Origin of the sequence: Acinetobacter sp. YH12208 (assembly GCF_013418055.1) — a bacterium.
Taxonomy (GTDB): Bacteria; Pseudomonadota; Gammaproteobacteria; order Pseudomonadales; family Moraxellaceae; genus Acinetobacter; species Acinetobacter pseudolwoffii.
In genome coordinates this window covers 108330-130421 of sequence record NZ_VPCT01000009.1, presented here as the reverse complement: position 1 = coordinate 130421, position 22092 = coordinate 108330, and the positions used below count along the sequence as shown (strand labels likewise).

The window sequence follows — 22092 nt, the reverse complement described above, 5'->3', positions numbered from 1 at the left end:
GCCGTGTCTCAGTCCCAGTGTGGCGGATCATCCTCTCAGACCCGCTACAGATCGTCGCCTTGGTAGGCCTTTACCCCACCAACTAGCTAATCCGACTTAGGCTCATCTATTAGCGCAAGGTCCGAAGATCCCCTGCTTTCTCCCGTAGGACGTATGCGGTATTAGCATCCCTTTCGAGATGTTGTCCCCCACTAATAGGCAGATTCCTAAGCATTACTCACCCGTCCGCCGCTGAATCCAGTAGCAAGCTACTTTCATCCGCTCGACTTGCATGTGTTAAGCCTGCCGCCAGCGTTCAATCTGAGCCATGATCAAACTCTTCAGTTTAAAATCAGTAGTACCTTTAAAGGGTACCAATCTTGGCTCATCAATTTTCTGACAAATATTTCTCAAATAAACTTCGAGTCATTTCTACCATCAATCAATGAAAATAATTTCGATCGATCAACCAGTAAAAATCCACACAAGTTGTTCTTCATAAGCTCTTAATGATCTTCTTGCTGATTCGTCACCAGCAAGCTAGGTCGGCTATATTACACTGAATTTCTAAAGTGTCAATCCGTAATTCAAATTAATTTAAACTTATCAAACAAAACCCAATCTTAACACTTCGTGCTAAGTTGCTGTTTTATCAGAAGTTTTAATCTTCATCACTGCCGATGGATGTGCATTCTACAGCATTTCAGAGCGCTTGCAACACTTCTTGCAAAGATTTTTTATCGTGTGTTTGTTTTATAAACCAATAAAAATATAAATAATTGTTTTTTATACAAAATTTATTTTAATTATTTTTGATTTTCATGTGATCTAGCTAAGAACTCTCACCCAAGTAATTACAACCAATTGTTTTAATTGAAATTATTTAAAAAATCATTTATTACGCACTCCCTATTGCTTAAGGCGTAGTCAATTCTTGTTTTATTCTTCACCGCCCTGACGCTTATATAGACAAAACTTGTTTTATACGGCCTTCTTCCTAGAAATTGGCACTCTATTTAAATATGCAAAATAAACTCCGACCTTAAAATTAAAAAAGCCATTGCTTAAGAGCAATGGCTTTTTCAAAAGATTAGACAACAATTAAAACTTCATACTGACTCTTGCCCAGTAGTTACGGCCAATATTGTTAAATTGCTCATTGGCAGCAAATCCAAAACCAGAACTGCCCATCTTGTTCAAATGCTCGGCATAGGTACGATCTAGGACATTATCGACCCCCACAGAAAGATCTACCCCATTCGTAATGTGATATGTGCCATTTAAAGACAGTGCGCCAAAGCCTGCACTTTTCTTAACATCATAACCAACGATATTCCCTTCACGCTCACTAATTCGGTTTTGACCATCGACCAAACGCCAGTAAGCACCCAAAGTATAATTATCCTGGATATAACGTAAATTCACCCGAGCCTCTAAAGGTGAAATCTGTGGCAACGGCGTATTATCAGTGGTGTTTTCACCCCATGCGTACATGGCACTGACATCAGCCTGAATCGCATCACTAAACTGATAACCAATGCCCGCTTCTGCACCTGCAATGACAGCATCGACATTTCGTGTTTCAGCTTGATCGTTTGCATTGTATTTGGTCAAAATAAAATCTTGAATCAAGCCTGTATAGGCAGATACCCATGAACTTAGGTTTCCATGTTCATGTTGGTAACCTAAATCCAACTGTAGGGTTTTCTCAGTATCAATGCTTTTAAAGGTATTGGTATTACCATTCCCTGTTTTAGGACTGAATAATTCCCAGTAATCCGGCATACGTTCGACATAGCCCACGCCAATATAGGTCTTACCATCGTCATGCTCGGGATGATGATTTTCAAAACGTACAAAGGCACTCGGTAGAGTTTCTTTACGTTCCTGATTTGACTCCACTGCTTCTACATTGACCTGATCCAGACGCAAACCAGACACTAGCTTATTGTTATCACTAAGCTGATAACTGAGCTCACCAAAAGCCCCAACAGACTGGAATTCCATATCTTTAGTACGTGACTGATTTTGATACGGCGTCATCAGACTTCCGTTACGTTTAGTATGTTGGTTATTCTGACTATCGATACCAGTAATCAGCTGTAATTTATTCCATTCATTGGTCATTGCCATACGAGCATTCAATGTTTTACGCGCAACATTGCTCGCCATGGGCATACTCATCATGGGACTAGCCTGAAACTCACGCAGACTATAATTATCCATGACATGATCATTAAAGTTATAGTTCACCTGTGCTTCAATCTTTTGAATCACATCGCTAATATTTTTCTTTTCGAGCTTTAGACCGAGACTTTCACGGGCAAATTTCGATCCATCCATAGCCCGACCAGCATAGACTGCTTCAGCATCCGCTTTACCACCGGTCAGTTCTACCCAGGTATTTTCATCAGGTGTCCAGCCTAAAGCCAGATCCGCATTCCAGCGCTCCCAATCCGAAGGAACAATGGTGCCATTTCCATCTTTATAACTGCCAGATACAGAACGGTTGGTATTCAGACGGATATATTTCTGCTCATCCCCTGCTGCTACTTCAATATTTTGATCCAGACGACCAAATGAACCCATCAATACGCTTGTCTGACCACGATAGTTTTTATCTTCATCAAACTGTTCCGGACTACGTTCAAAAATTACGGTTGCGGCAGATCCAGTATTGGCATATTGAACCGTTTGTGGCCCTTTAATCACTGAAATCTGGTCATAGCTTTCTGGAGAAATATAAGAGGTCGGTGAATCCATACGGCTTGGACAGGCTCCCAGGTTTTCGGTGCCATCGGTCAGGATTTTAATCCGGGAACCAAACATGCCACGGAAGGTTACATCACCATTGGTACCGGCACCACTATTCACCGCACTAAAGCCGACAATACTCTGTAAATAATCGGCACCATCGCTGGCAGGAATCGGCTGAATTGGCTGTTTCGGATCAGCACGGACAATCAGGCCATTGGCATCATTACCCGCAGCAGAGGTCACCACAATCGGCGCCATAGTGTACACAGGAAGGCTTTCATTTGCCATGCTGACTTGTGAATAACAGGCAACACAGATCGCAGCCGCAAGTGGCTGTAAAAAGAATTTAGGCTGAGCCATTTTTTATCTCACTGAATACATAAATAAAGCATGGCTTGAGTCAATAACAACCCAAGCGGAAAAATGCAGATTTATGCAGGCAGTGGTGGTGCTCGTCCCTGAGGAATTAAGAAGAGCTGCTGAAGGACAAACCAGACATGCTTAAAGGTTTTTTGATAAGCAATTAAACGTACCTGAATCCGGTCAAGTACCTGTTTGATATCCAGATCCGGCGGTAAGACTAAATTGGCATAAACCGTACAGTATTGACACTGATGATTGGCATCATGATGATCATGCTGAATATGACCAGATTGGACTTTGAAATGGTGATGTTCACTGGCACTATGCTGTGTATGAACGTCTGTCGCGATAAGAAGCGCACGCGTGATGGTTTCGCAGACCGGAGCAACCTGATATTGCGTCGGTAACAAAGGCTGTAAAAATACAGCAATCTGTAGAAACACAGCTGCAAATGCAAATAGCAGCCCCGCGCGTAAAAACACAGGCCACTCCTAAAATATGCTCATGTCGATTATAACAAAGCCCAATCAGAATTGGGCTTTGTTGGATCATTAAAATAAATTAAAAAAATATCCTAGCGTTTAACTGCCACCTTGTCTTTATTACGCTGGCGTACCAGTTTTTCTACTTTTTCACGTGCACGTTGACGTTTTAATGGCGATAAATAATCAACAAATAATTTGCCACTTAAGTGATCCATTTCATGTTGAATACACACAGCGAGAAGTCCGTCAGCTTCGAGTTCAAATGCTTGACCTTCCAGATTAATTGCCTCGATTTTTACACGTGACGGACGGTCAACTTTATCGTATATTTGAGGAACTGATAGACAGCCTTCTTCGTAGGGCTGCGTTTCTTCAGTCAATGGTGTAATTTTGGGGTTAATAAACACCATCGGTTGATCTTTATTTTCAGACAGATCCATAACAATCAGCTGAATATGACGATCCACCTGAGTCGCGGCAAGTCCGATACCTGGTGCTTCATACATGGTTTCAAACATATCTGCAGCGAGCTGACGAATTTCATCAGTCACATCTTCGACAGGTTGTGCAATGGTACGAAGACGGGGATCCGGGAAACTTAAAATAGGTAATAAGGCCATACTGCGTCCTCAATTATGCCATTGATCAAAAAACCAAATGAAGGGAATGCTTCATCAAAAAATGTGTGTAAGATCGTTATTATAACGCAACTACGCACATAATTTTAGGAATTATGATAATGAAAAAGGTTTTGAAGGGCATGCCATTTTTTAGTGCCTTGGGGTTTAAAAATCAGATGCTGGCACTCGCCGTTTGTGTCGGTGTCGGTATGGGGACTATTCATTCTGCCGAGGCCGCACCTGCACGTAATGTCAATCCGCCGGCATTAAAAGCCAGTGCACCCAATATTTATGTGGTCAAAAAAGGCGATACCCTCTGGGACATCTCAAAACGCTTTTTGAAAAACCCGGTGCGTTGGCCTGAAATCTGGGCCAGCAACAAGCATGTGAAAAATCCACATTGGATTTTCCCGGGCGATCGCCTGTTGATGTGTGATTACCAGGGCCGTCCGATTATTGGCAAAGATGAAGGTGATGGTTGTGACGGTATTATCAGCCGCTATCTGGGCAGCACCTCTCTGCAACCTCAGATTCGGGTTGAATCTTTAAACAATACCATTCCAGTGATTCCACTAGAACATATCAAACAGTGGCTAGAGCGCTATACCCTGATGGCGCCTGATTCAGTTCAAGGCACCCCATACATTCTTGGAACTGCAGATCAGCGCGTACTGGCGGGCAAAGGCCAGAAAGTCTATGTACGTGGTAACGGTCTGGTCGTTGGTCAACGCTATGCCGTTTATCGTGAAGCTGAGCCTTATGTATTTACCGATGCCAATGGCAAGAAATATACTGCTGCACTCGAGCTGCAACAGGTGGCATCTGGTATTGCGGTACGTAGTGAAGGTGAGGTAACCACACTGGAGCTGACTGACAGTTATAACGCGGAGGTGCGTCGCGGTGACCGCGTACTCGCTGAATACGACCCGATGTTACCGACGCTGTTCTACCCAACCAATGCAGAAAGTATTGTGCCTGGTGGTCAGATTGTGCGTGTATTGGGGTCGATTGGTACTGCAGCACGTCATAGTGTCGTCACCCTTGACCGTGGTACGGCACATGGCGTTCAGACAGGTCATGTCTTTAGCGTAAACCAGAAAGGTGAAGTGGTGACTGATCCGAAGACTAAAGAACGGGTGCAATTGCCAGGTGAGCGTATTGGTCAGGTCATGGTCTTTAAAGCCTTCGATCAATTGAGCTATGCCTATGTGCTGGATAGCGAGCTTCCAATTAAAGTGGGTGCCGGCATTCAGCCTCCTTTGTTAGAAGACTAAGGTTGCAAAGTGGGATGATGTTGATAGATCAGCATCATCTCAATTATTTTCATTCATACCAATAATAAGAAGACGCAAAAATAGGTCTCACTATGTTGAACAGATTGTCGACATCACAAATCAATGCCATCACGCTGTGGTATTTGGTGCAACATTCCCTCACCAGCTTTTATAAAATCAGTCGGCATTATGCAGATCTTGCGGATGCAGTCCATTGTTCTCAAATCGAGACCTGGCAAAAGCTCGGCCTTCATAAAAATCATATTCAACGCCTGAAAGACTTTCAAAGCAGCGAATCTCAAACCCATTTTCAGCACAGTCTAGAACAGATTCAGTTGCACAGTGATTTTGTGCTTTTGCATACAGATGCTGAATATCCACAACAACTGAGTCATTATGAGCATAAGCCGCCAATTCTGTTCGGGCAGGGACATGCAGATCAGTTACTCCAGCCACAAATTGCAATTGTTGGCAGTCGCAAGCCAAGTCCGCACGGACAGCAAGTCGCCTATGACTTTGCCTTTTATCTGAGTGAGCAAGGTTTTTATATTAATAGTGGCTTGGCACAAGGGATTGATGAAGCAGCACATCGGGCTGCGCTACAACATCGACGAACGATTGCAGTGATGGGTACAGGGATCGAACAGACCTATCCTGCTGTACATCAAGCACTACGTCAGCAAATGATTAACCACGGTGGTACAGTTATTACTGAGTTTTTACCTTTTACCCCACCCTTGCAGCAGCATTTTCCACGGCGCAACCGAATTGTCAGCGGCTTAAGTCTTGGGGTGATTGTGGCAGAAGCCGCGTTAAAAAGTGGTTCATTGCTTACGGCACAATGGGCAGCGGAACAAGGCAAGAACATATTTGCAATTCCGGGGCATATTTACAGTGAACATCATCAAGGTTGTCATCAACTGATTCGTGAAGGTGCAATTTTAATTGACCATCCACAGCAAGTGATTGAGGATTTAGCCCTAGCAACACAGTGGCAAGCGAATGCAAATCACTTCAAAAAAGATACTTATCCTGAGCAAGAGCGCACTATCCCGCCCCATTTAATTCATCTTTATAATCAACTCGATTGGGTCGGACAGAGTCTGGATCAGCTCAGTTTTCATTTACAACAGGAAGTATCTTCCTTGACCAGTCAATTGATGGAACTTGAGCTGCTCGGCTTGAGTACTCAACAAGCGGGCATGTATCAGCGTTGTCGTCCACTGAAATAAAGTTCACAATAGGGCTTTGTTGTTTTGTATAAGGTATTCACATGATTACTACCTCTGTTGCTGAAGCAGCAGCATGTCTTAAAGACGGACAAGTCTTGGCATATCCTACAGAGGCTGTTTGGGGCTTGGGTTGCGACCCTTATAATGAACAGGCATTTCATCAGATTTTAAAATTGAAACAGCGCCCGATTGAAAAAGGGGTGATTCTATTGGCAGCGCATATTTCACAGGTGGAACATCTTCTGCAAGATTTAACTACAGAAATGCGTGAACAAGTGATTGAATCCTGGAGCAATGACAGACCCGCTGAACGCGCCACCACCTGGCTGCTTCCCGCGCATCAGGAGATTCCGGCCTGGATTAAGGGCGATCATCTCAAAGTGGCGGTTCGCGTTACCAACCATCCACTCTGTATGGCACTGTGTCAGGCCTTTGGCGGTTTTATTGTGTCTACCAGCGCCAATCCTGCAGGATTGGAACCGGCACGTTCACTACAAGATGCGATTCGCTACTTTGATCAGAATCTGAATTATCTGAATGGTGACTTAGGGTTAAGCCAGCAACCGAGCCGGATTATTGACGCCGTCAGTGGGGCGATTATTCGCGACTAAGTTGGTTCTCAGTCGACTCAGATATTCAAGCTCGACTAAAGTTTTAAGACAAAAAAAAGCTCAACCATATAGGGATGGTTGAGCATAAAAAAGGATGTGCATAAATCACATCCAGAGGGTTCAGAAATCTCTGGCAGTTTGATAAAACAAGGAAAAATATGTTTAATCATTCTCGATGGATGCATTATGAGAGAAAATTAGTGCAACGACAAGTACAATAAAAAACTCAATTAATACATATTTTCTATTAATACTAGGCAACTTTTAACCAAAATTCAAACTATCTTGCTCTTTCTATTCCAGTTTTAAAATAAATTAAGATTTTTATATTTATTTTCACATTTAAAAATTGGGATTTAACAGGCTATTTCAATTAAAAAACCTTGATTGTTTGCTTAATATTCAAACAATTAATATCTTGATAAACTGTTCCTTAGCTTATCACTTTGCTCTTCCCGGATATTGTGCCCATATAATTCCCAGTAAAATGATACCACCTCCAATACTGTGATACATGGTCCAGGCTTCACCTAACCAGAGATAGGCGACTATCGCGGTAAAAACCGGCATCAGATTCATAAAAATACTGCTACGATTTGGACCGAGTTGCTGTACCGCCATCATCCAAAAGAACGGAGCTAAAATAGAAGGAAAAATTCCGGCATAAACAATACTGGCTGCATTATGGCTATTGATACTGTCCAGACCGAAGTAAAGTACCAATGGAATATGATAGAGACAGGCCATAAAAATCTGGATATACAGACTCAGCAACAGTGGAATCTGAATCTGCCATTTTTTCAGCAAGACACCATAGCAGGCATAGAAAAATACTGCGATCAGCATCAGCAAATCACCGATATAATTGTCGCCCACCGTCAAGAAATGCAACCCCTGCCCTTGGGCCATGACATACATCAGCCCAATAAAAGACAGCAGACTCCCCAGTACCGCAGCCTGTGTCGGGCGAATTTTTAAGACAAAAATACCCACAATAATGGTAAAAATAGGAATAAAGGCATTGATCAGCCCCATATTGGTCGCAGTGGTAAAGTGTGCAGAGCTATAGGCCAATCCTTGATACAGCACCATCCCCAAGGCACTCAAAACTGCAAAGTGTCCAAGATGTGGTCGAATTTCCGGCCAGGCCGCTTTGACCTTGGGCAACAGAAATGGGCTTAAAATCAGCAGTGCCAGTACCCAGCGGTAAAAACTGATACTGATGGGAGAAATATAATCCGCCACATAACGTGTCACCGTCATGTTTAAGGACCAAATAAAAACTGCGGCCAATGGCAATACTATCGCCCACCAGACTGCTTTGTGCTGCTGTGTCATACCCTCATCCATGTGTCGCTTGTCTTGTTATTTAGCGATTGCTATTTGCGCACCCTAGCATAATAGATTTTTCACATGATATTCAGGCAATTTACCGATTTAAGCCTCCTGCTTCAGCTGCTGTTACTTGTATTGAATCTAAATACCCGTTAAAACAAAGACGATTCAGTCTGAATAAACAGGAAATCTAATGACTCGCTCTGTATATGACATTCCAGTCAAAACCATTCAAGGCCCAGAAACCACCTTAAACCAGTATCAGGGCAAGGTATTGCTTGTGGTGAACGTGGCATCGAAATGTGGTCTGACTCCGCAATATGAAGGTTTGCAAAAGCTGTATAAAGACAAAAAAACGCAAGGTCTGGAAATTCTGGGCTTCCCTGCCAATAACTTTCTGGAGCAGGAACCAGGTAGCGAAGCAGAGATTCAGGAATTCTGCTCTATCAATTATCAGGTTGACTTCCCGCTCTTTGCTAAAATTTCTGTGGCGGGCGAAGACAAGCATCCGCTCTATACCACGCTGACTCAAGCTGTACCAGAGCGGATCGGTGAAGGCCCGTGGTGGAAAGATCTGGTCGATTATGGCCTGACTCCAAACCAACCGCCTGAAGTGTTATGGAACTTTGAGAAATTTCTGATCAATAAGAATGGCGAAGTGGTTGCACGTTTTGCGCCTGACATTACTGCAGATGATCCGCGAATTGTGGATGCGGTAAATGCCGAACTGGCCAAATAATTGCTAATCGCAAAGTAAGTATGTATTTACCCAATAGATACTTACTTTGTAATTTAAACACAGCGAGTTAAATACATAATAATTCATATAAATCCTATCTATAATTCGCCCTCAACTTTTATTTTTGGCTATAGTTCGTCGCCTGTTCATCAATCTAACAGGCCTAATCTGCAACGATCCTCGGTTAGATTAACAATACATTTGAAGCAATAAACCATTGAGTAAAAGCAAGTATATTTTCTATATCAAATGCATTCTACGCGTATGAGAAACCCGTACTGGATCAAGTGAATAGGGAGAATGTAAGCATGCATATCCAGAACTCTCCGTTTCTTAACATCATTACAGCCCAAACAATTTATTGAGTTGAAAACGTGAGTTTTATCTTTATTTTTTAAGCATTTTTAATCGAAGACGGTCTGCGCTTCAGTAAATTTGTTATAACTTTGCAACAATCTTTTTTATCTCCATAGTTTGTCCCTATATTAAATCATGAAATATTTCCACCTGCACCGAGACCCTGATTCCATGTCCAAGATTCTTGCCAATGCCGTTCTTCCTTTTGCATTATTTAGCTCAGGGATTTTACTGATGGGATGTGAACAGGCAGTTGAAGCACCCACTGAGCAAGCGGAAACTCGTAGTTCCGATCTTGACACTGCCAGCCAGCCGCAAACTGGCGCTACAGCAACAACTGAGCTTAGATCGGGCAATATGTTTTATATGGTTCGTGATGTGGCTGACTTACAGCTGAAAGCAGGCAGTTATGTGGAACAGTTGAAGCAGACTCAGACTGAGCTACAAAGTGCAGTAGAAGCCAAGGATACTCAGCAACTGCAGTCCACCGCAACCCAGTTACAACAGCAACTCAACAGCTTTAATCAGGTACTCGGCAACCTGAACTTAAAAAGTCAGGAAATTGACCAGATCCGCAGCAATATCATGAGTGCCAATCAGCAAGTCTTGGCCTCACCGCTGTTGAATGGTGACATGGATTTAAGCCAGATCGACCTGAAAAAAATTGAATCGCAGATGGTCAATGTGCAAGCTGAAATGATCAAACTGGCGGGGCTGCTGATCCAGAATCCAGAGCAAAAATCAGACAGTACGACTGAACAGGAAAATACCTAAACCTTCATCTAAGGCGATAGATCGGAAAGCATCTTCCTCAATCGCCTTATCTGCTTTACACTGTGATTTATTATAAAAACTAATTTAAATTAAAAGCTTATATCTAATAAAATAATCAGGAGTTCAATCATGTCGAATTCAGTGCTGTATTCTGTTGTTCCGGTCGAATCCCGACTTGACCTGAAAGATCCCTTTATTTTTACTGTTCACCATCAGGATCATTATCCACAAGGCAATGCCCAATTAGGGCCAGTTACACCGCCGTATCAGCATGAATATGACATGTATTATGGCGAGCAAATTCCCGGCTTTCCGGAGCATCCGCATACCGGTTTTGAAACCATTACCATTGTCGAGCGCGGTTATGTCGACCATTTTGACTCGCTCGGAAACTCGGGACGTTATGCCGCAGGTGATGTGCAATGGCTGACCACCGGCAATGGGGTACAGCACTGTGAGATGTTTCCCTTAATCCATCAAGATCAGGATAATCCTCTGGAGCTGTTTCAAATCTGGCTGAATTCCTCACCGGAACAGAAAAAACAGCCGGCCGATTATAAAATGTTGTGGCGTGAACAGATTCCGCATGTATTTTCAGCCAATGCAGCCGGACCTAAAGCGGATATTCGGGTCATTTCAGGGCAGTTTAAAGATACCGAAGCACTGGATCGTCCACCCCATTCTTGGGCAGCACCTGCTGAAAACAGGGTCAATATTTACCTGATCACACTTGCGCCTGAGGCAGAGCTGATTATTCCGGCAAGTACTGTGAGCGCGACGCGTTTTTGTTATTTCTACCAAGGCAAAAGTCTGGAGCTGGAAGGACAGAAAATACAGGTCAAGCATCTGATAGAACTCAAACCAGATCAGGATATTCATCTCAAAGGTGGTTTACTGGAATCACATATTTTATGGCTAGAAGGTGAACCGATTGGTGCACCCGTGGCGATGCGCGGGCCCTTTGTGTTAAATACTCCGCAGGAACTGGATGCTGCTTTTCGCCGTTATCGTGACACCCAGTTTGGTACTTGGCCTTGGCCAAACACTGAACCATCATTTCCACGAGAACAACCGCGTTTTGCCAGTTATGACGGTGGTCAACGCGAAGAATATCCAGAACAAAGAAGCCACTGAATAGTGGCTTCTTTGTCGAGTCAATATTTTATTTCTTCGGGCTTTTGACCACGACCAGTTTCTTTTGCACAAATTCTTTGAAACCATCAATCGAGAGTTCATGGCCATAACCGGAGTTCTTCACCCCGCCAAATGGTAATTCCGGCGTGGTATCGGTAAACCAGTTGATCCAGATCATACCGGTTTCCACCCGTGACGCCAGTTGTTTAGCGCGCTCAATATCTTGCGCATGGATCACGCCGCCCAGACCATAGTTAGAATCATTGGCAATTTCGACAATTTCATCATCATCTTTTGCGACATAAATTTGCGCCACCGGGCCGAAGAACTCTTCATACCAGGCTTCATTTTCACGCGTGATATTTTCCAGAATGGTCGGTGCATAAAAATTGCCTTGATGTTCTACGGCTTTAGCACCCGTGACCACAGTCGCACCTTGCGCTACGGCTTTTTCGACTTGTTTGGTGAGCTTTTCCAGCGCATCTTTTGAAGAAAGCGGCCCTAACGTGGTTTCAGGATCGAGCGGATCACCCAGCTTTAACTGTTCAAAAGCTTTCAGCATGCCGGCTTTGAATTGTTCGGCAATTTTTTCATGCAGAATAAATCGCTTCGCTGCCGTACACACCTGCCCGGCATTATTGACCCGCGCCTGACAGCCTAACTTGATCGCGCGTTCGAGATCTGCATCATCCAGCACAATAAAGACATCATTACCGCCCAGTTCCAGCGTTGATTTTTTAAGATGTTTTCCGGCCTGTTCAGCCACAGCACTGCCCGCACCTTCTGAACCTGTCAATGCCACACCACGTACACGTTTGTCTGCAATCACCTCAGCGACCTGGTCACTGCTGATAAACAGGTTGGTCCAGACACCTGTGGGTGCGCCTGCATCCAAGATCAGTTGTTCAAAGGCTTCCGCACATTGCGGAACAATGCCGGCATGTTTTGCCAGAACTGGATTACCAATGGCACAGTTCGGTGCAAAGACCCGCATCAGTTGATAAAACGGAAAGTTCCACGGTTCTACCGCCATGATAATACCCAGTGGATGATGCTCAACCCAGGCCTCACCCAGTTCCGTTTCATAGGACACGGGCGCTAAAAATTCTTTGGCATGATCAGCATAGTATTCGGCAATTTTGGCGCAGGTTTCGATTTCACCTTCACTCTGCTTAATGAGTTTTCCCATATCCAGCGTCATGAGCTTGGCCAGTTCAGATTTTTGCTCTCGCATATTGCTGGCCAGTTTACGAAGTACTTCAATACGGGTATCGGCCTGTTGAGCCCATTCCGATTTCAGGATTTTTTCTGCTGTATCGAGGGCATTTTGAATATCTTGATCGCTATGGGATGGGTAGTCTTTCAATTTTTGATTAGTAAATGGATTAATAGATTGATAAGCCATGGTTTTCCCTTTTTTCAATTATAAGTTTTGCCTGTTCTAAACTTCTATCGCATTCAGCTATAACAAGCGAAATCTGTTCGAATCATTTAACTTATCATTGATTTTTTTATGGCGTGTGCAGGTTTACAGATTGGTTCAAAACATTACTGAGAAGGGGTAAAAGTGATATCGAGTGGTACAAAATTAGATTTTACTTAGTATGAATTTATAATTTTTGCTTAATACGTAGAAAGAAGTAATATTCCTTTGAAATAACATAAAAGATTAAATATTATTCAAATAATATAAATTTCAACTATCTACAATTATGAAAATAAGTACTTTTGAGCTTTATGACTTTCAGACAGGGCTATGGAATAGATTTGATAATGATAAATTTATTCTTGAAGAAGGAGAATCTGCACCACCTCTGTCTCCACCACCAACCACAGAAAAAGAAATTGCAGATGAGAAAACTCGATTAGAAAGCCAAAGAAATACTAAAGAACTGCTTTCTCAAAAATTAAAAACAGCAATTCAAATGCCCAATATTATGGTACTTGCAGGTAGTGGTACTTCTTTAGGTTCACCTATAAATGGTCCATCGATGTGGAATTTATGGGAGCGATGCACCAAAGATGACATGCATGAACTAAGTAATAAAGCTTTTAGCGAGAGTAAGTATGATACTTATGTAGTTGAAGAAAAATATAAAAATATTGAAGAATGTCTTTCCCATTGTGAATCTTTTATTCAAATCACAAAAGAAGACGACTGCATATCAACAAGAGAATTTGTCCTAAGTTGTAAAAAAAAGATTTTAGAAGCCTGCCAATTTATTACGAATGAACAAGAACAATTGACTAAACATCGTGAATTTATTAGGAAATTGTCCCGAAGAAAATCAAAAGACCCTCGTATTAAGTTATTTACAACAAACTACGATACATGTTTTGAAACAGCTGCTAGTAAATTAGGGATTACTGTTATAGATGGTTTTTCTTTTTCATTTCCTCGTATATATGATCCGAAGTTCTTTGATCTAGATATCATCAAAAGAAGTCCGACAATAAACTTAAACAATCCTCAATATCTTGAAGGCGTGTTTCAGCTATACAAGTTGCATGGATCTGTTAATTGGAAAAGAGAAAATGGCTACCCAGTCCAACAGGTTGATAAGGTAGAAGCTGAACAAAGTTGTATGATTTTTCCAGCTAAAGGTAAATACCAGCAATCATATGTACAGCCACACCTAGAACTAATCTCTAGATTTAACCATGCGCTACGAGAGCCTAATACGTGTTTAATTATTGTTGGATTTGGCTTTAACGACGATCATCTATCTGAACCTATCCTTTCTGCCATTTATTCAAATCCACATCTTAAAGTTATTATTTGCACACCAACTCTAAAAAATGACTTTCTAAAAGATGCCAACTCCACTTCACCGTATTGGGAGAGATTAAAACATGTTGCAGACACTCGAAAAAATGATGAAATAATCTTTATAAATAGTGATTTTGGAAAACTATCAGAAATTATTCCTGATTTAACAGCATTATCACCTGCTGAAAATCTTTACGAGAATCTCCAAAAAGCATTTGGAGGTCATCATGTTTAATGGAATTTTACAACCTGAACTGATGTTTGGAAAAGTAAATTCAATTAATGCTAGCAGTATTCAATTCAAATACATCAATGACAATCATGAACCTACATATTTTGGTGGAAATCGTTATGGCAAAGGTGAAGTTGGTGAATTTGTTATTATTGAAAGCCAAGTCAACTTAGTTTTAGGACGTATCATAGAAATAAAGAAAGATGATTTAGCGAAGTCAAATTTGGATATCGTAGGCCGTGTACAACTTCTTGGAACAATCCAAATGGATGATCTAAGAGTATCAGCAGGTGTGGATTACTATCCAAGTATAAATGATTTAATTTATTCAGCACCGCATGAATTTATTGCAAAAATTCCTCAGAAAATGCAAAAAGGAGATCCAAATATAAATTTACATATTGGATCAATTTTAAATGACAGTTGTGGAATTTCTATAACACCGGAAAAACTATTTGGACGTCATTTAGGTATTTTAGGTGCAACGGGCGGAGGAAAAAGCTATACGACAGCTCGAATCTTAGAAGAATGTTTAAGATTTAACTCCAAAATCATCTTATTAGACCCAACTGGTGAATATAGTAAATTTGAGGATAATTCAGTAACTAATGTTCACTTAGGTAGTCCAACTAATCCTGCCGAAAGCTCTACTGCCATAAAAATACCACCTGATTGCTTTGAAGAAAGTGATTTTATAGCTTTGTTCGAACCAGCAGGAAAATCCCAAGGTCCAAAGTTTAGAGAAGCTATTAGAAGTCTAAGGCTCGTTAAGCTTCTTGAACAGAATTCTCTGCATTCTGAAATGATTCAAAATGGAGTTTTCATAAAAATTGGACAACCTGAAGAAAATTATAAGATTGCCATAAGATCAATTCGCGATCGGTACTTGTTAGAAATACCCCATACCCCTTTTGACCCCACAAAATTATGTGCACAAATCAAAGAAGAGTATGTAACCTTAAGAGGTACAAATTATATAGCAGACGATTTCAATTTTAATCACTGCTTATCATTACTAACTCGAATTAACGGTCTAATTAATTCACATACTTTTAGATTTGTTTTCGAACAAAACCAAAATTCATCTCTTTTAGATGAATTGAATATTTTCTATAGCGACTCTAGTAAAAAACTTTTACGAATAGATATGAGTGCAATTGGTTTCGAATTTAAGGCTCGAGAAGTTATTTCTAATGTCATTGGTCGATTACTATTAAATAAAGTACGAGAATTATCTTTTATAGAGAAACCACTAGTTATTTTCCTAGATGAAGCACATAACTTCATAGGAAAAACAATTGGTAATGAAGATACCTTAGCAAAACTTGATGCTTTTGAGCTTATTGCAAAAGAAGGTCGAAAATTTGGTTTAAATATCTGCTTAGCAACTCAAAGACCTCGAGATATTACGGAAGGTGTTCTTAGCCAACTTGGAACTTTAATTGTTCATCGTCTCACAAACGATCGAGATCGTGAGATTGTAGAAAGAGCATGTGGTGAAATTGATAAAGCAGCTTCTGACTTCCTTCCAAGCTTACAACCTGGCGAAGCTGTCATCATTGGAAATGATTTTCCTATTCCCCTAACAATTAATATTAAAAAACCAACGATAAAGCCAAACTCTGAAGGTGCAAATTTCCAAAAAAATTGGTCATAAAAAAACCACCCTTTCGGGTGGTTTCTTCAATCTCAAACCGTCTCTTATTGAGCGCGGTTTTTGATTTTGCGGATCGTTTCCAGCTGTGCAGCAGTTTCTGCAAGAGCAGCCAATGCAGCAGCAGAATCCAAATCGCTCTTTTGATTGGCAAGCAATTGTTCAGCGTGTTTACGCGCTTCAACAATAGCTGCTTCATCTAAGTTTTCTGCACGGACTGCAGTATCTGCAAGAACCGTAACAACATGCGGTTGAACTTCTAGAATACCACCAGATACATAGATCAACTCTTCTGTACCGTTTTCCAAAATAACGCGGATCGCGCCAGGTTGGAGCAAAGTTACCAACGGAGCATGGCCAGGCATAATACCCAACTCACCGCCAGCACCTTTTGCAATTAGCATAGTTATAGTGCCTGAGTACAAAGACTCCTGAACACTTACAACATCACATTGCATAGTCGCCATGAGAATCTCCTAAATTAGAGTAGCTAATTAAAGTTTCTCGGCTTTAGCAATAACTTCGTCAATACCACCAACCATATAGAACGCTTGTTCTGGGATGTGATCGTATTCACCAGCTAGAAGACCTTTAAAGCCACGAATCGTTTCTTTAAGAGATACTAATTTACCAGGAGCACCAGTAAATACTTCAGCTACGTGGAACGGTTGAGAGAAGAAACGCTGGATTTTACGCGCACGGTAAACAACCAGTTTATCTTCTTCAGCAAGCTCGTCCATACCAAGAATCGCGATGATGTCTTTAAGCTCTTTATAACGTTGCAATACGTTCTGTACAGAACGTGCAATTTCATAATGCTCTTGACCAACAACTAACGGATCTAATTGACGTGAAGTTGAGTCTAGTGGATCGATCGCTGGGTAAATACCAGAAGATGCGATGTCACGGCTCAATACAACAGTTGCGTCTAAGTGAGCAAACGTTGTAGCAGGCGATGGATCTGTCAAGTCATCGGCAGGTACGTATACCGCTTGGATTGACGTAATAGAACCAGACTTAGTCGATGTAATACGTTCTTGAAGAACACCCATCTCTTCTGCAAGTGTAGGCTGGTAACCTACTGCAGATGGCATACGACCTAGAAGTGCTGATACTTCAGTACCCGCTAGTGTATAACGATAAATGTTATCTACGAACAATAGTACGTCACGGCCTTTACCGTTTTCGTCTTTCTCGTCACGGAAATATTCAGCCATAGTAAGACCAGTCAACGCTACGCGTAAACGGTTACCTGGTGGCTCGTTCATCTGACCGTAGACCATTGCTACTTTGTCTAGAACGTTAGAATCTTTCATTTCGTGATAGAAGTCATTACCTTCACGAGTACGCTCACCAACACCAGCAAACACAGATAAACCTGAGTGAGCTTTCGCGATGTTGTTGATCAATTCCATCATATTTACAGTTTTACCAACACCGGCACCACCGAACAAACCAACTTTACCACCTTTCGCGAACGGGCATAGCAAGTCGATGACTTTAATACCAGTTTCTAAAAGGTCAGTAGAAGCTGCTTGTTCTGCATAAGAAGGTGCAGAGCGGTGAATTGGTAAACGCGCTTCAGTCGCAACAGGACCAGCTTCGTCGATCGGGCGACCAAGAACGTCCATGATACGGCCTAGAGTCGCTGTACCTACTGGTACAGAAATCGGCGCGCCAGTGTTAACTACGTTCAAACCACGCTTAAGGCCTTCAGTAGAACCCATTGCAATAGTACGAACTACGCCATCACCAAGCTGTTGCTGAACTTCTAAAGTAGTTTCAGTACCATCTACTTGGAGAGCGTCATAGATCTTAGGAACGCTGTTGCGTTCAAACTCGACGTCGATAACCGCGCCGATGATCTGAATGATACGACCGCTATTCATTGCTGTCTCCTCAATTCAAAATAATGTTAAACGGCAGCGGCACCACCAACGATCTCAGAAATTTCCTGAGTAATCGCGGCTTGACGCAGCTTGTTATAAATAAGTTGCAGGCTCTTAATGATCTCGCCTGCGTTGTCTGTCGCTGCTTTCATAGCGACCATACGTGCAGACTGCTCACATGCGATGTTTTCAATCACACCTTGATATACCACAGACTCGATATAGCGAACCAACAAGCCATTTAAAAGCTCTTCAGCTTCAGGCTCGTAGATATAATCCCAACCGTATTGACGGTTAAGATTCTTGTCTTCTTCAGCAGCTGCCAAAGGAACAAGTTGTTCGATCTTTTGATTTTGAGTCATGGCATTGACAAAGCCGTTTGACACCAGATAAATACGATCTAACTCGCCTTTATCATAAGCGTCCAACATCACCTGTACAGAACCAGATAACTGCTCAAGACTTGGAGTGTCGCCCACTTGAGTGGTCGCACCAAGCACTTTACCGCCGTAGTTTTTAAAAAACGAAACCGCTTTTTGACCAATTAAAGCAAATTGAACTTCAATTGACTGCTCTTGTTGCTGCTGTACGTGTTTAACCACTTTTTTGAACAGGTTAATGTTCAAACCACCAGCAAGGCCACGATCTGAAGACACAATGATATAGCCAACGCGCTTAACCGGGCGTTCAACCATATAACGGTGTTTGTATTCAGGATTCGCTTGGACCAAATGAGCAATTACACGGTGCATATTTTCGGCATACGGACGGCCTTGAGCCATGCGCTCTTGCGCACGACGCATCTTAGAAGCTGCTACCATTTGCATCGCTCGAGTAATCTTCTGCGTGCTCTTGATACTAGCTACTTTGGCGCGAATTTCTTTTAAATTTGCCATACGCTTAACCTAGTATTCGAAAGCCCTTGCGAGCTTCCGAAGGTTGATTCCGTGAACCAAACCAACACTAAATTCAACTAAGGTTGAACTTAGTAAGTTTGAGTCGCTTTAAAGCTTTCAATACCTGCTTTGATTGCAGCTTCGATGTCTTTGTTGTAATCACCAGAGGCATCGATTTGTTGCATTAACGCAGCATGTTCTGAACGGAAGTAAGAAATCAACGCAGCATCAAAGTCTACGATTTTCTTCACTTCAACGTCAGTCATATAACCTTCGTTAGATGCATAAATTGAAACAGCCTGGTCAGCAATTGAATATGGAGCATATTGTTTTTGCTTCATTAATTCAGTTACACGTTGACCATGTTCAAGTTGCTTACGAGTTGCTTCGTCAAGATCAGAAGCGAACTGAGCAAATGCTGCCAATTCACGGTATTGCGCCAAAGCAGTACGGATACCACCAGACAATTTCTTGATGATCTTGGTTTGCGCTGAACCACCAACACGAGATACAGAGATACCCGCGTTCACAGCAGGACGAATACCTGCGTTGAATAATGATGTTTCAAGGAAGATCTGACCATCAGTAATCGAAATTACGTTGGTTGGTACGAATGCAGATACGTCACCCGCTTGAGTTTCAATAATCGGCAATGCAGTTAGAGAACCAGTTTGGCCTTTAACTTCACCGTTAGTGAATTTCTCAACGTAGTCAGCAGATACACGAGAAGCACGTTCAAGTAGACGCGAGTGTAGATAGAACACGTCACCTGGATAAGCTTCACGACCTGGTGGACGGCGTAAAAGCAATGAAATTTGACGATACGCAACAGCTTGCTTAGACAAGTCATCATAAATGATTAACGCATCTTCACCACGGTCACGGTAGTATTCACCCATTGTACAGCCAGAGTACGGAGCCAAATACAGCATTGCTGCTGGATCAGATGCACCTGCTGCGACAACAGTGGTGTACGCCATAGCGCCAGTTTCTTCCAGCTTGCGTACTACGTTAGCGATAGTCGATTGTTTTTGACCAATTGCTACGTATACACATTTAATGCCAGAGTTTTTCTGAGCGATGATCGCGTCGATCGCCATTGCTGTTTTACCAGTTTGACGGTCACCAATGATCAACTCACGCTGACCACGGCCTACAGGGATCATTGTATCTACTGATTTATAACCAGTTTGTACAGGTTGATCCACTGACTGACGCCAAATTACGCCTGGTGCTACTTTTTCAACAGCATCAGTTAATTTAGCATCGATCGGGCCTTTACCATCAATCGGGTTACCCAAAGCATCGACTACACGGCCTAAAAGTTCTGGACCAACCGGAACTTCTAATACACGACCTGTGCAACGCGCTTTTTGACCTTCTTGAAGGCTTAAGTAGTTACCTAAAACAACGACGCCCACTGAATCCTGTTCTAGGTTCAGTGCCATACCATAAAGGCCGCCGTCGAATTCGATCATTTCACCGTACATTGCATCAGCAAGGCCGTGAATACGCACAATACCGTCGGAAACCATAACAATGGTCCCTTCGTTCTTAGCGGTTGCGCTGGTGTCCAGATCGCCGATACGCTGTTTAATGAGCGCACTGATCTCGGATGGATTCAGTTGTTGCATTGCGCTATACCTCAATCTTTTTAAAGTTCAGTCTTCTTATTTCTTAAGCAAGAAGACGAGTACGCATTTTCTCAAGCTTGTTAAGCGCAGAATCATCTATCACTTGGTCGCCTGCACGAATAACTACACCAGCAATAAGCTCTGGTTTCACTTCTACAGAAACACTTACTGCAGCTTCGAATTTCTTCTCTAATGCATGCGTCAGTAATTGTTCCTGAACAGAAGTTAATGGGAATGCTGATTCAATCACAACATCCACAGTATTGTTATTCTGTGATTTGAGCTGTTCATATTCTGCAGCAATTTCAGGAAGAAGCGTCAAACGGTTGTTTTCAGCAAGCAATGTCAGGAAGTTAGACACTGCTGCAGTTTGGTCTTCACCTAAAACTTTGGCAAAAAGAGACACCTGCTCAGCAGGTGTAAGCTCCGGGCGATTTAGATAAGCTGAAAATGCTTCGTCTTGCACCGCAGCACTGAGCAATTCAAGTGCAGTTGACCAAGAGTCAGTTGCACCCTGCTCAGAAGCGTAAGCAAATGCTGCTTTTGCATAAGGGCGTGCTAACGTCAAGAGTTCAGCCATAATCTGCCTCTCTTAAAGTTTAGCAGCCAGCTGAGTCAGCATGGCATTGTGAGCTTCTGCATCAACTTGCTGGCTAAGAATTTTCTCAGCACCAGTCACTGCAAGAGCAGCCACTTGTTGACGCAATTCTTCGCGAGCAGAATTGATTTCGGTATCAACAGCTTCTTTCGCTTGTTGACGAATACGCTCACCTTCAGCAGATGCTTGAGTACGCGCTTCTTCTACCAACTGTGCTGCACGACGGTTCGCTTGTTCGATCAATTGAGCCGCTTGTGCTTTTGCCGTGTCCAGTTCAGCTTTCACTTGTGCTTGCGCATCTGCAAGGTCAGCTTTCGCTTTTTCAGCAGCATTTAAGCCATCAGCGATACGACGCTGACGTTCACTAATCGCATTGATTAGTGGTGGCCATACAAACTTCATGCAGAACGCGACAAAAATCGCAAACGCAATCGCTTGGCCAAACAATGTGAGGTTGATATTCATTGCAAATTCCTCAAATAGTGAATTTCGGAATTAAGCTGATTAACCTACAAATGGATTAGCGAAGATGAAGAACAAGCCAATACCAACACCGATCATAGGCACAGCATCAAGAAGACCTGCGATTAAGAACATACGAGTTTGAAGTTGCGGAGCCAATTCTGGTTGACGAGCAACAGCTTCAAGGAAACGGCCGCCTAGAAGACCAAAACCAATCGCAGTACCTAAAGCACCGAAAGCGATCAAGATAGCAGATGCAATTGCAACTAGACCTAAAGTGAGTTCCATGATAATTCC

The 22092-nt window shown here is 42.3% G+C and carries 20 protein-coding genes and 1 rRNA gene; 8 read left to right on the top strand and 13 right to left on the bottom strand.

Annotated features, from left to right (window positions below; genetic code table 11):
- The 4 genes from FTU95_RS10500 to def form a co-directional block, all read right to left on the bottom strand.
- Positions 1-327: ribosomal RNA gene (locus FTU95_RS10500) — 16S ribosomal RNA — on the bottom strand; the annotation flags it as partial.
- Between the two features lie 753 nt (positions 328-1080).
- Complete coding sequence (locus FTU95_RS10495; RefSeq protein ID WP_180078449.1) at positions 1081-3096, bottom strand: TonB-dependent copper receptor; 2016 nt, start codon at positions 3094-3096, stop codon at positions 1081-1083.
- Between the two features lie 71 nt (positions 3097-3167).
- Positions 3168-3581, bottom strand: coding sequence for a DUF2946 family protein (locus FTU95_RS10490; protein ID WP_005173863.1), 414 nt, complete (start codon positions 3579-3581; stop codon positions 3168-3170).
- 92 nt (positions 3582-3673) lie between these two features.
- Positions 3674-4204, bottom strand: a complete 531-nt coding sequence (gene def, locus FTU95_RS10485; RefSeq protein ID WP_005173860.1) for a peptide deformylase — start codon at positions 4202-4204, stop codon at positions 3674-3676.
- Between the two features lie 119 nt (positions 4205-4323).
- On the opposite strand from def, the gene FTU95_RS10480 reads away from it, so the two are divergent.
- From FTU95_RS10480 to FTU95_RS10470, 3 genes are all read left to right on the top strand, one after another.
- Positions 4324-5478 (top strand): LysM peptidoglycan-binding domain-containing protein, encoded by a 1155-nt coding sequence (locus FTU95_RS10480; protein WP_005094531.1) that lies wholly within the window; start codon positions 4324-4326, stop codon positions 5476-5478.
- A 92-nt stretch (positions 5479-5570) separates the two neighbouring features.
- The gene (dprA, locus tag FTU95_RS10475) at positions 5571-6710 is read left to right on the top strand and encodes a DNA-processing protein DprA (protein ID WP_100329712.1); all 1140 of its coding nucleotides are present in this window, start codon (positions 5571-5573) and stop codon (positions 6708-6710) included.
- Between the two features lie 41 nt (positions 6711-6751).
- Positions 6752-7321: an L-threonylcarbamoyladenylate synthase gene (locus tag FTU95_RS10470; RefSeq protein ID WP_180078447.1), complete on the top strand. Its 570-nt coding sequence runs from the start codon at positions 6752-6754 to the stop codon at positions 7319-7321.
- A 441-nt stretch (positions 7322-7762) separates the two neighbouring features.
- Here the strand turns inward: FTU95_RS10470 and FTU95_RS10465 are convergent, their stop codons facing one another.
- Positions 7763-8659, bottom strand: coding sequence for a DMT family transporter (locus tag FTU95_RS10465; protein WP_180000270.1), 897 nt, complete (start codon positions 8657-8659; stop codon positions 7763-7765).
- Between the two features lie 190 nt (positions 8660-8849).
- Between FTU95_RS10465 and FTU95_RS10460 the strand changes: the two genes are divergently transcribed.
- The 3 genes from FTU95_RS10460 to FTU95_RS10450 all read left to right on the top strand — a co-directional run bounded on the left by FTU95_RS10460 (position 8850) and on the right by FTU95_RS10450 (position 11660).
- A complete protein-coding gene (locus FTU95_RS10460; RefSeq protein ID WP_100358032.1) occupies positions 8850-9395 on the top strand; it encodes a glutathione peroxidase in 546 nt (181 codons plus the stop codon).
- Between the two features lie 528 nt (positions 9396-9923).
- Positions 9924-10526, top strand: coding sequence for a hypothetical protein (locus FTU95_RS10455; protein ID WP_180050947.1), 603 nt, complete (start codon positions 9924-9926; stop codon positions 10524-10526).
- A gap of 129 nt (positions 10527-10655) precedes the next feature.
- Complete coding sequence (locus tag FTU95_RS10450) at positions 10656-11660, top strand: pirin family protein (RefSeq protein WP_180078445.1); 1005 nt, start codon at positions 10656-10658, stop codon at positions 11658-11660.
- A gap of 28 nt (positions 11661-11688) precedes the next feature.
- Here FTU95_RS10450 and FTU95_RS10445 read toward each other — a convergent pair whose 3' ends face one another.
- Positions 11689-13065, bottom strand: coding sequence for an NAD-dependent succinate-semialdehyde dehydrogenase (locus tag FTU95_RS10445; RefSeq protein WP_180078443.1), 1377 nt, complete (start codon positions 13063-13065; stop codon positions 11689-11691).
- A gap of 307 nt (positions 13066-13372) precedes the next feature.
- On the opposite strand from FTU95_RS10445, the gene FTU95_RS10440 reads away from it, so the two are divergent.
- Together FTU95_RS10440 and FTU95_RS10435 are read left to right on the top strand one after the other, a co-directional pair.
- Positions 13373-14665: an SIR2 family protein gene (locus FTU95_RS10440; RefSeq protein ID WP_180078441.1), complete on the top strand. Its 1293-nt coding sequence runs from the start codon at positions 13373-13375 to the stop codon at positions 14663-14665.
- A complete protein-coding gene (locus FTU95_RS10435; protein ID WP_180078439.1) occupies positions 14658-16319 on the top strand; it encodes an ATP-binding protein in 1662 nt (553 codons plus the stop codon). Before FTU95_RS10440 ends, FTU95_RS10435 begins: the two co-directional genes overlap by 8 nt.
- Before the next feature lie 44 nt (positions 16320-16363).
- Here FTU95_RS10435 and FTU95_RS10430 read toward each other — a convergent pair whose 3' ends face one another.
- From FTU95_RS10430 to atpE, 7 genes are all read right to left on the bottom strand, one after another.
- Complete coding sequence (locus tag FTU95_RS10430; RefSeq protein WP_180078437.1) at positions 16364-16783, bottom strand: F0F1 ATP synthase subunit epsilon; 420 nt, start codon at positions 16781-16783, stop codon at positions 16364-16366.
- A 27-nt stretch (positions 16784-16810) separates the two neighbouring features.
- Positions 16811-18205 carry a F0F1 ATP synthase subunit beta gene (gene atpD, locus FTU95_RS10425; RefSeq protein WP_004280997.1) on the bottom strand — a complete coding sequence of 465 codons (1395 nt, stop codon included), beginning with the start codon at positions 18203-18205 and terminating at the stop codon, positions 16811-16813.
- Positions 18206-18231: 26 nt separating this feature from the next.
- The gene (atpG, locus tag FTU95_RS10420) at positions 18232-19101 is read right to left on the bottom strand and encodes a F0F1 ATP synthase subunit gamma (protein ID WP_005105137.1); all 870 of its coding nucleotides are present in this window, start codon (positions 19099-19101) and stop codon (positions 18232-18234) included.
- Positions 19102-19190: 89 nt separating this feature from the next.
- The gene (atpA, locus tag FTU95_RS10415; RefSeq protein ID WP_100355398.1) at positions 19191-20735 is read right to left on the bottom strand and encodes a F0F1 ATP synthase subunit alpha; all 1545 of its coding nucleotides are present in this window, start codon (positions 20733-20735) and stop codon (positions 19191-19193) included.
- A 43-nt stretch (positions 20736-20778) separates the two neighbouring features.
- Positions 20779-21315 (bottom strand): F0F1 ATP synthase subunit delta, encoded by a 537-nt coding sequence (locus tag FTU95_RS10410; protein ID WP_005173826.1) that lies wholly within the window; start codon positions 21313-21315, stop codon positions 20779-20781.
- A gap of 12 nt (positions 21316-21327) precedes the next feature.
- A complete protein-coding gene (locus FTU95_RS10405) occupies positions 21328-21798 on the bottom strand; it encodes a F0F1 ATP synthase subunit B (RefSeq protein WP_005173825.1) in 471 nt (156 codons plus the stop codon).
- A gap of 39 nt (positions 21799-21837) precedes the next feature.
- Positions 21838-22083, bottom strand: coding sequence for a F0F1 ATP synthase subunit C (atpE, locus tag FTU95_RS10400; protein WP_000424060.1), 246 nt, complete (start codon positions 22081-22083; stop codon positions 21838-21840).
- Between the last annotated feature and the right edge of the window lie 9 nt (positions 22084-22092).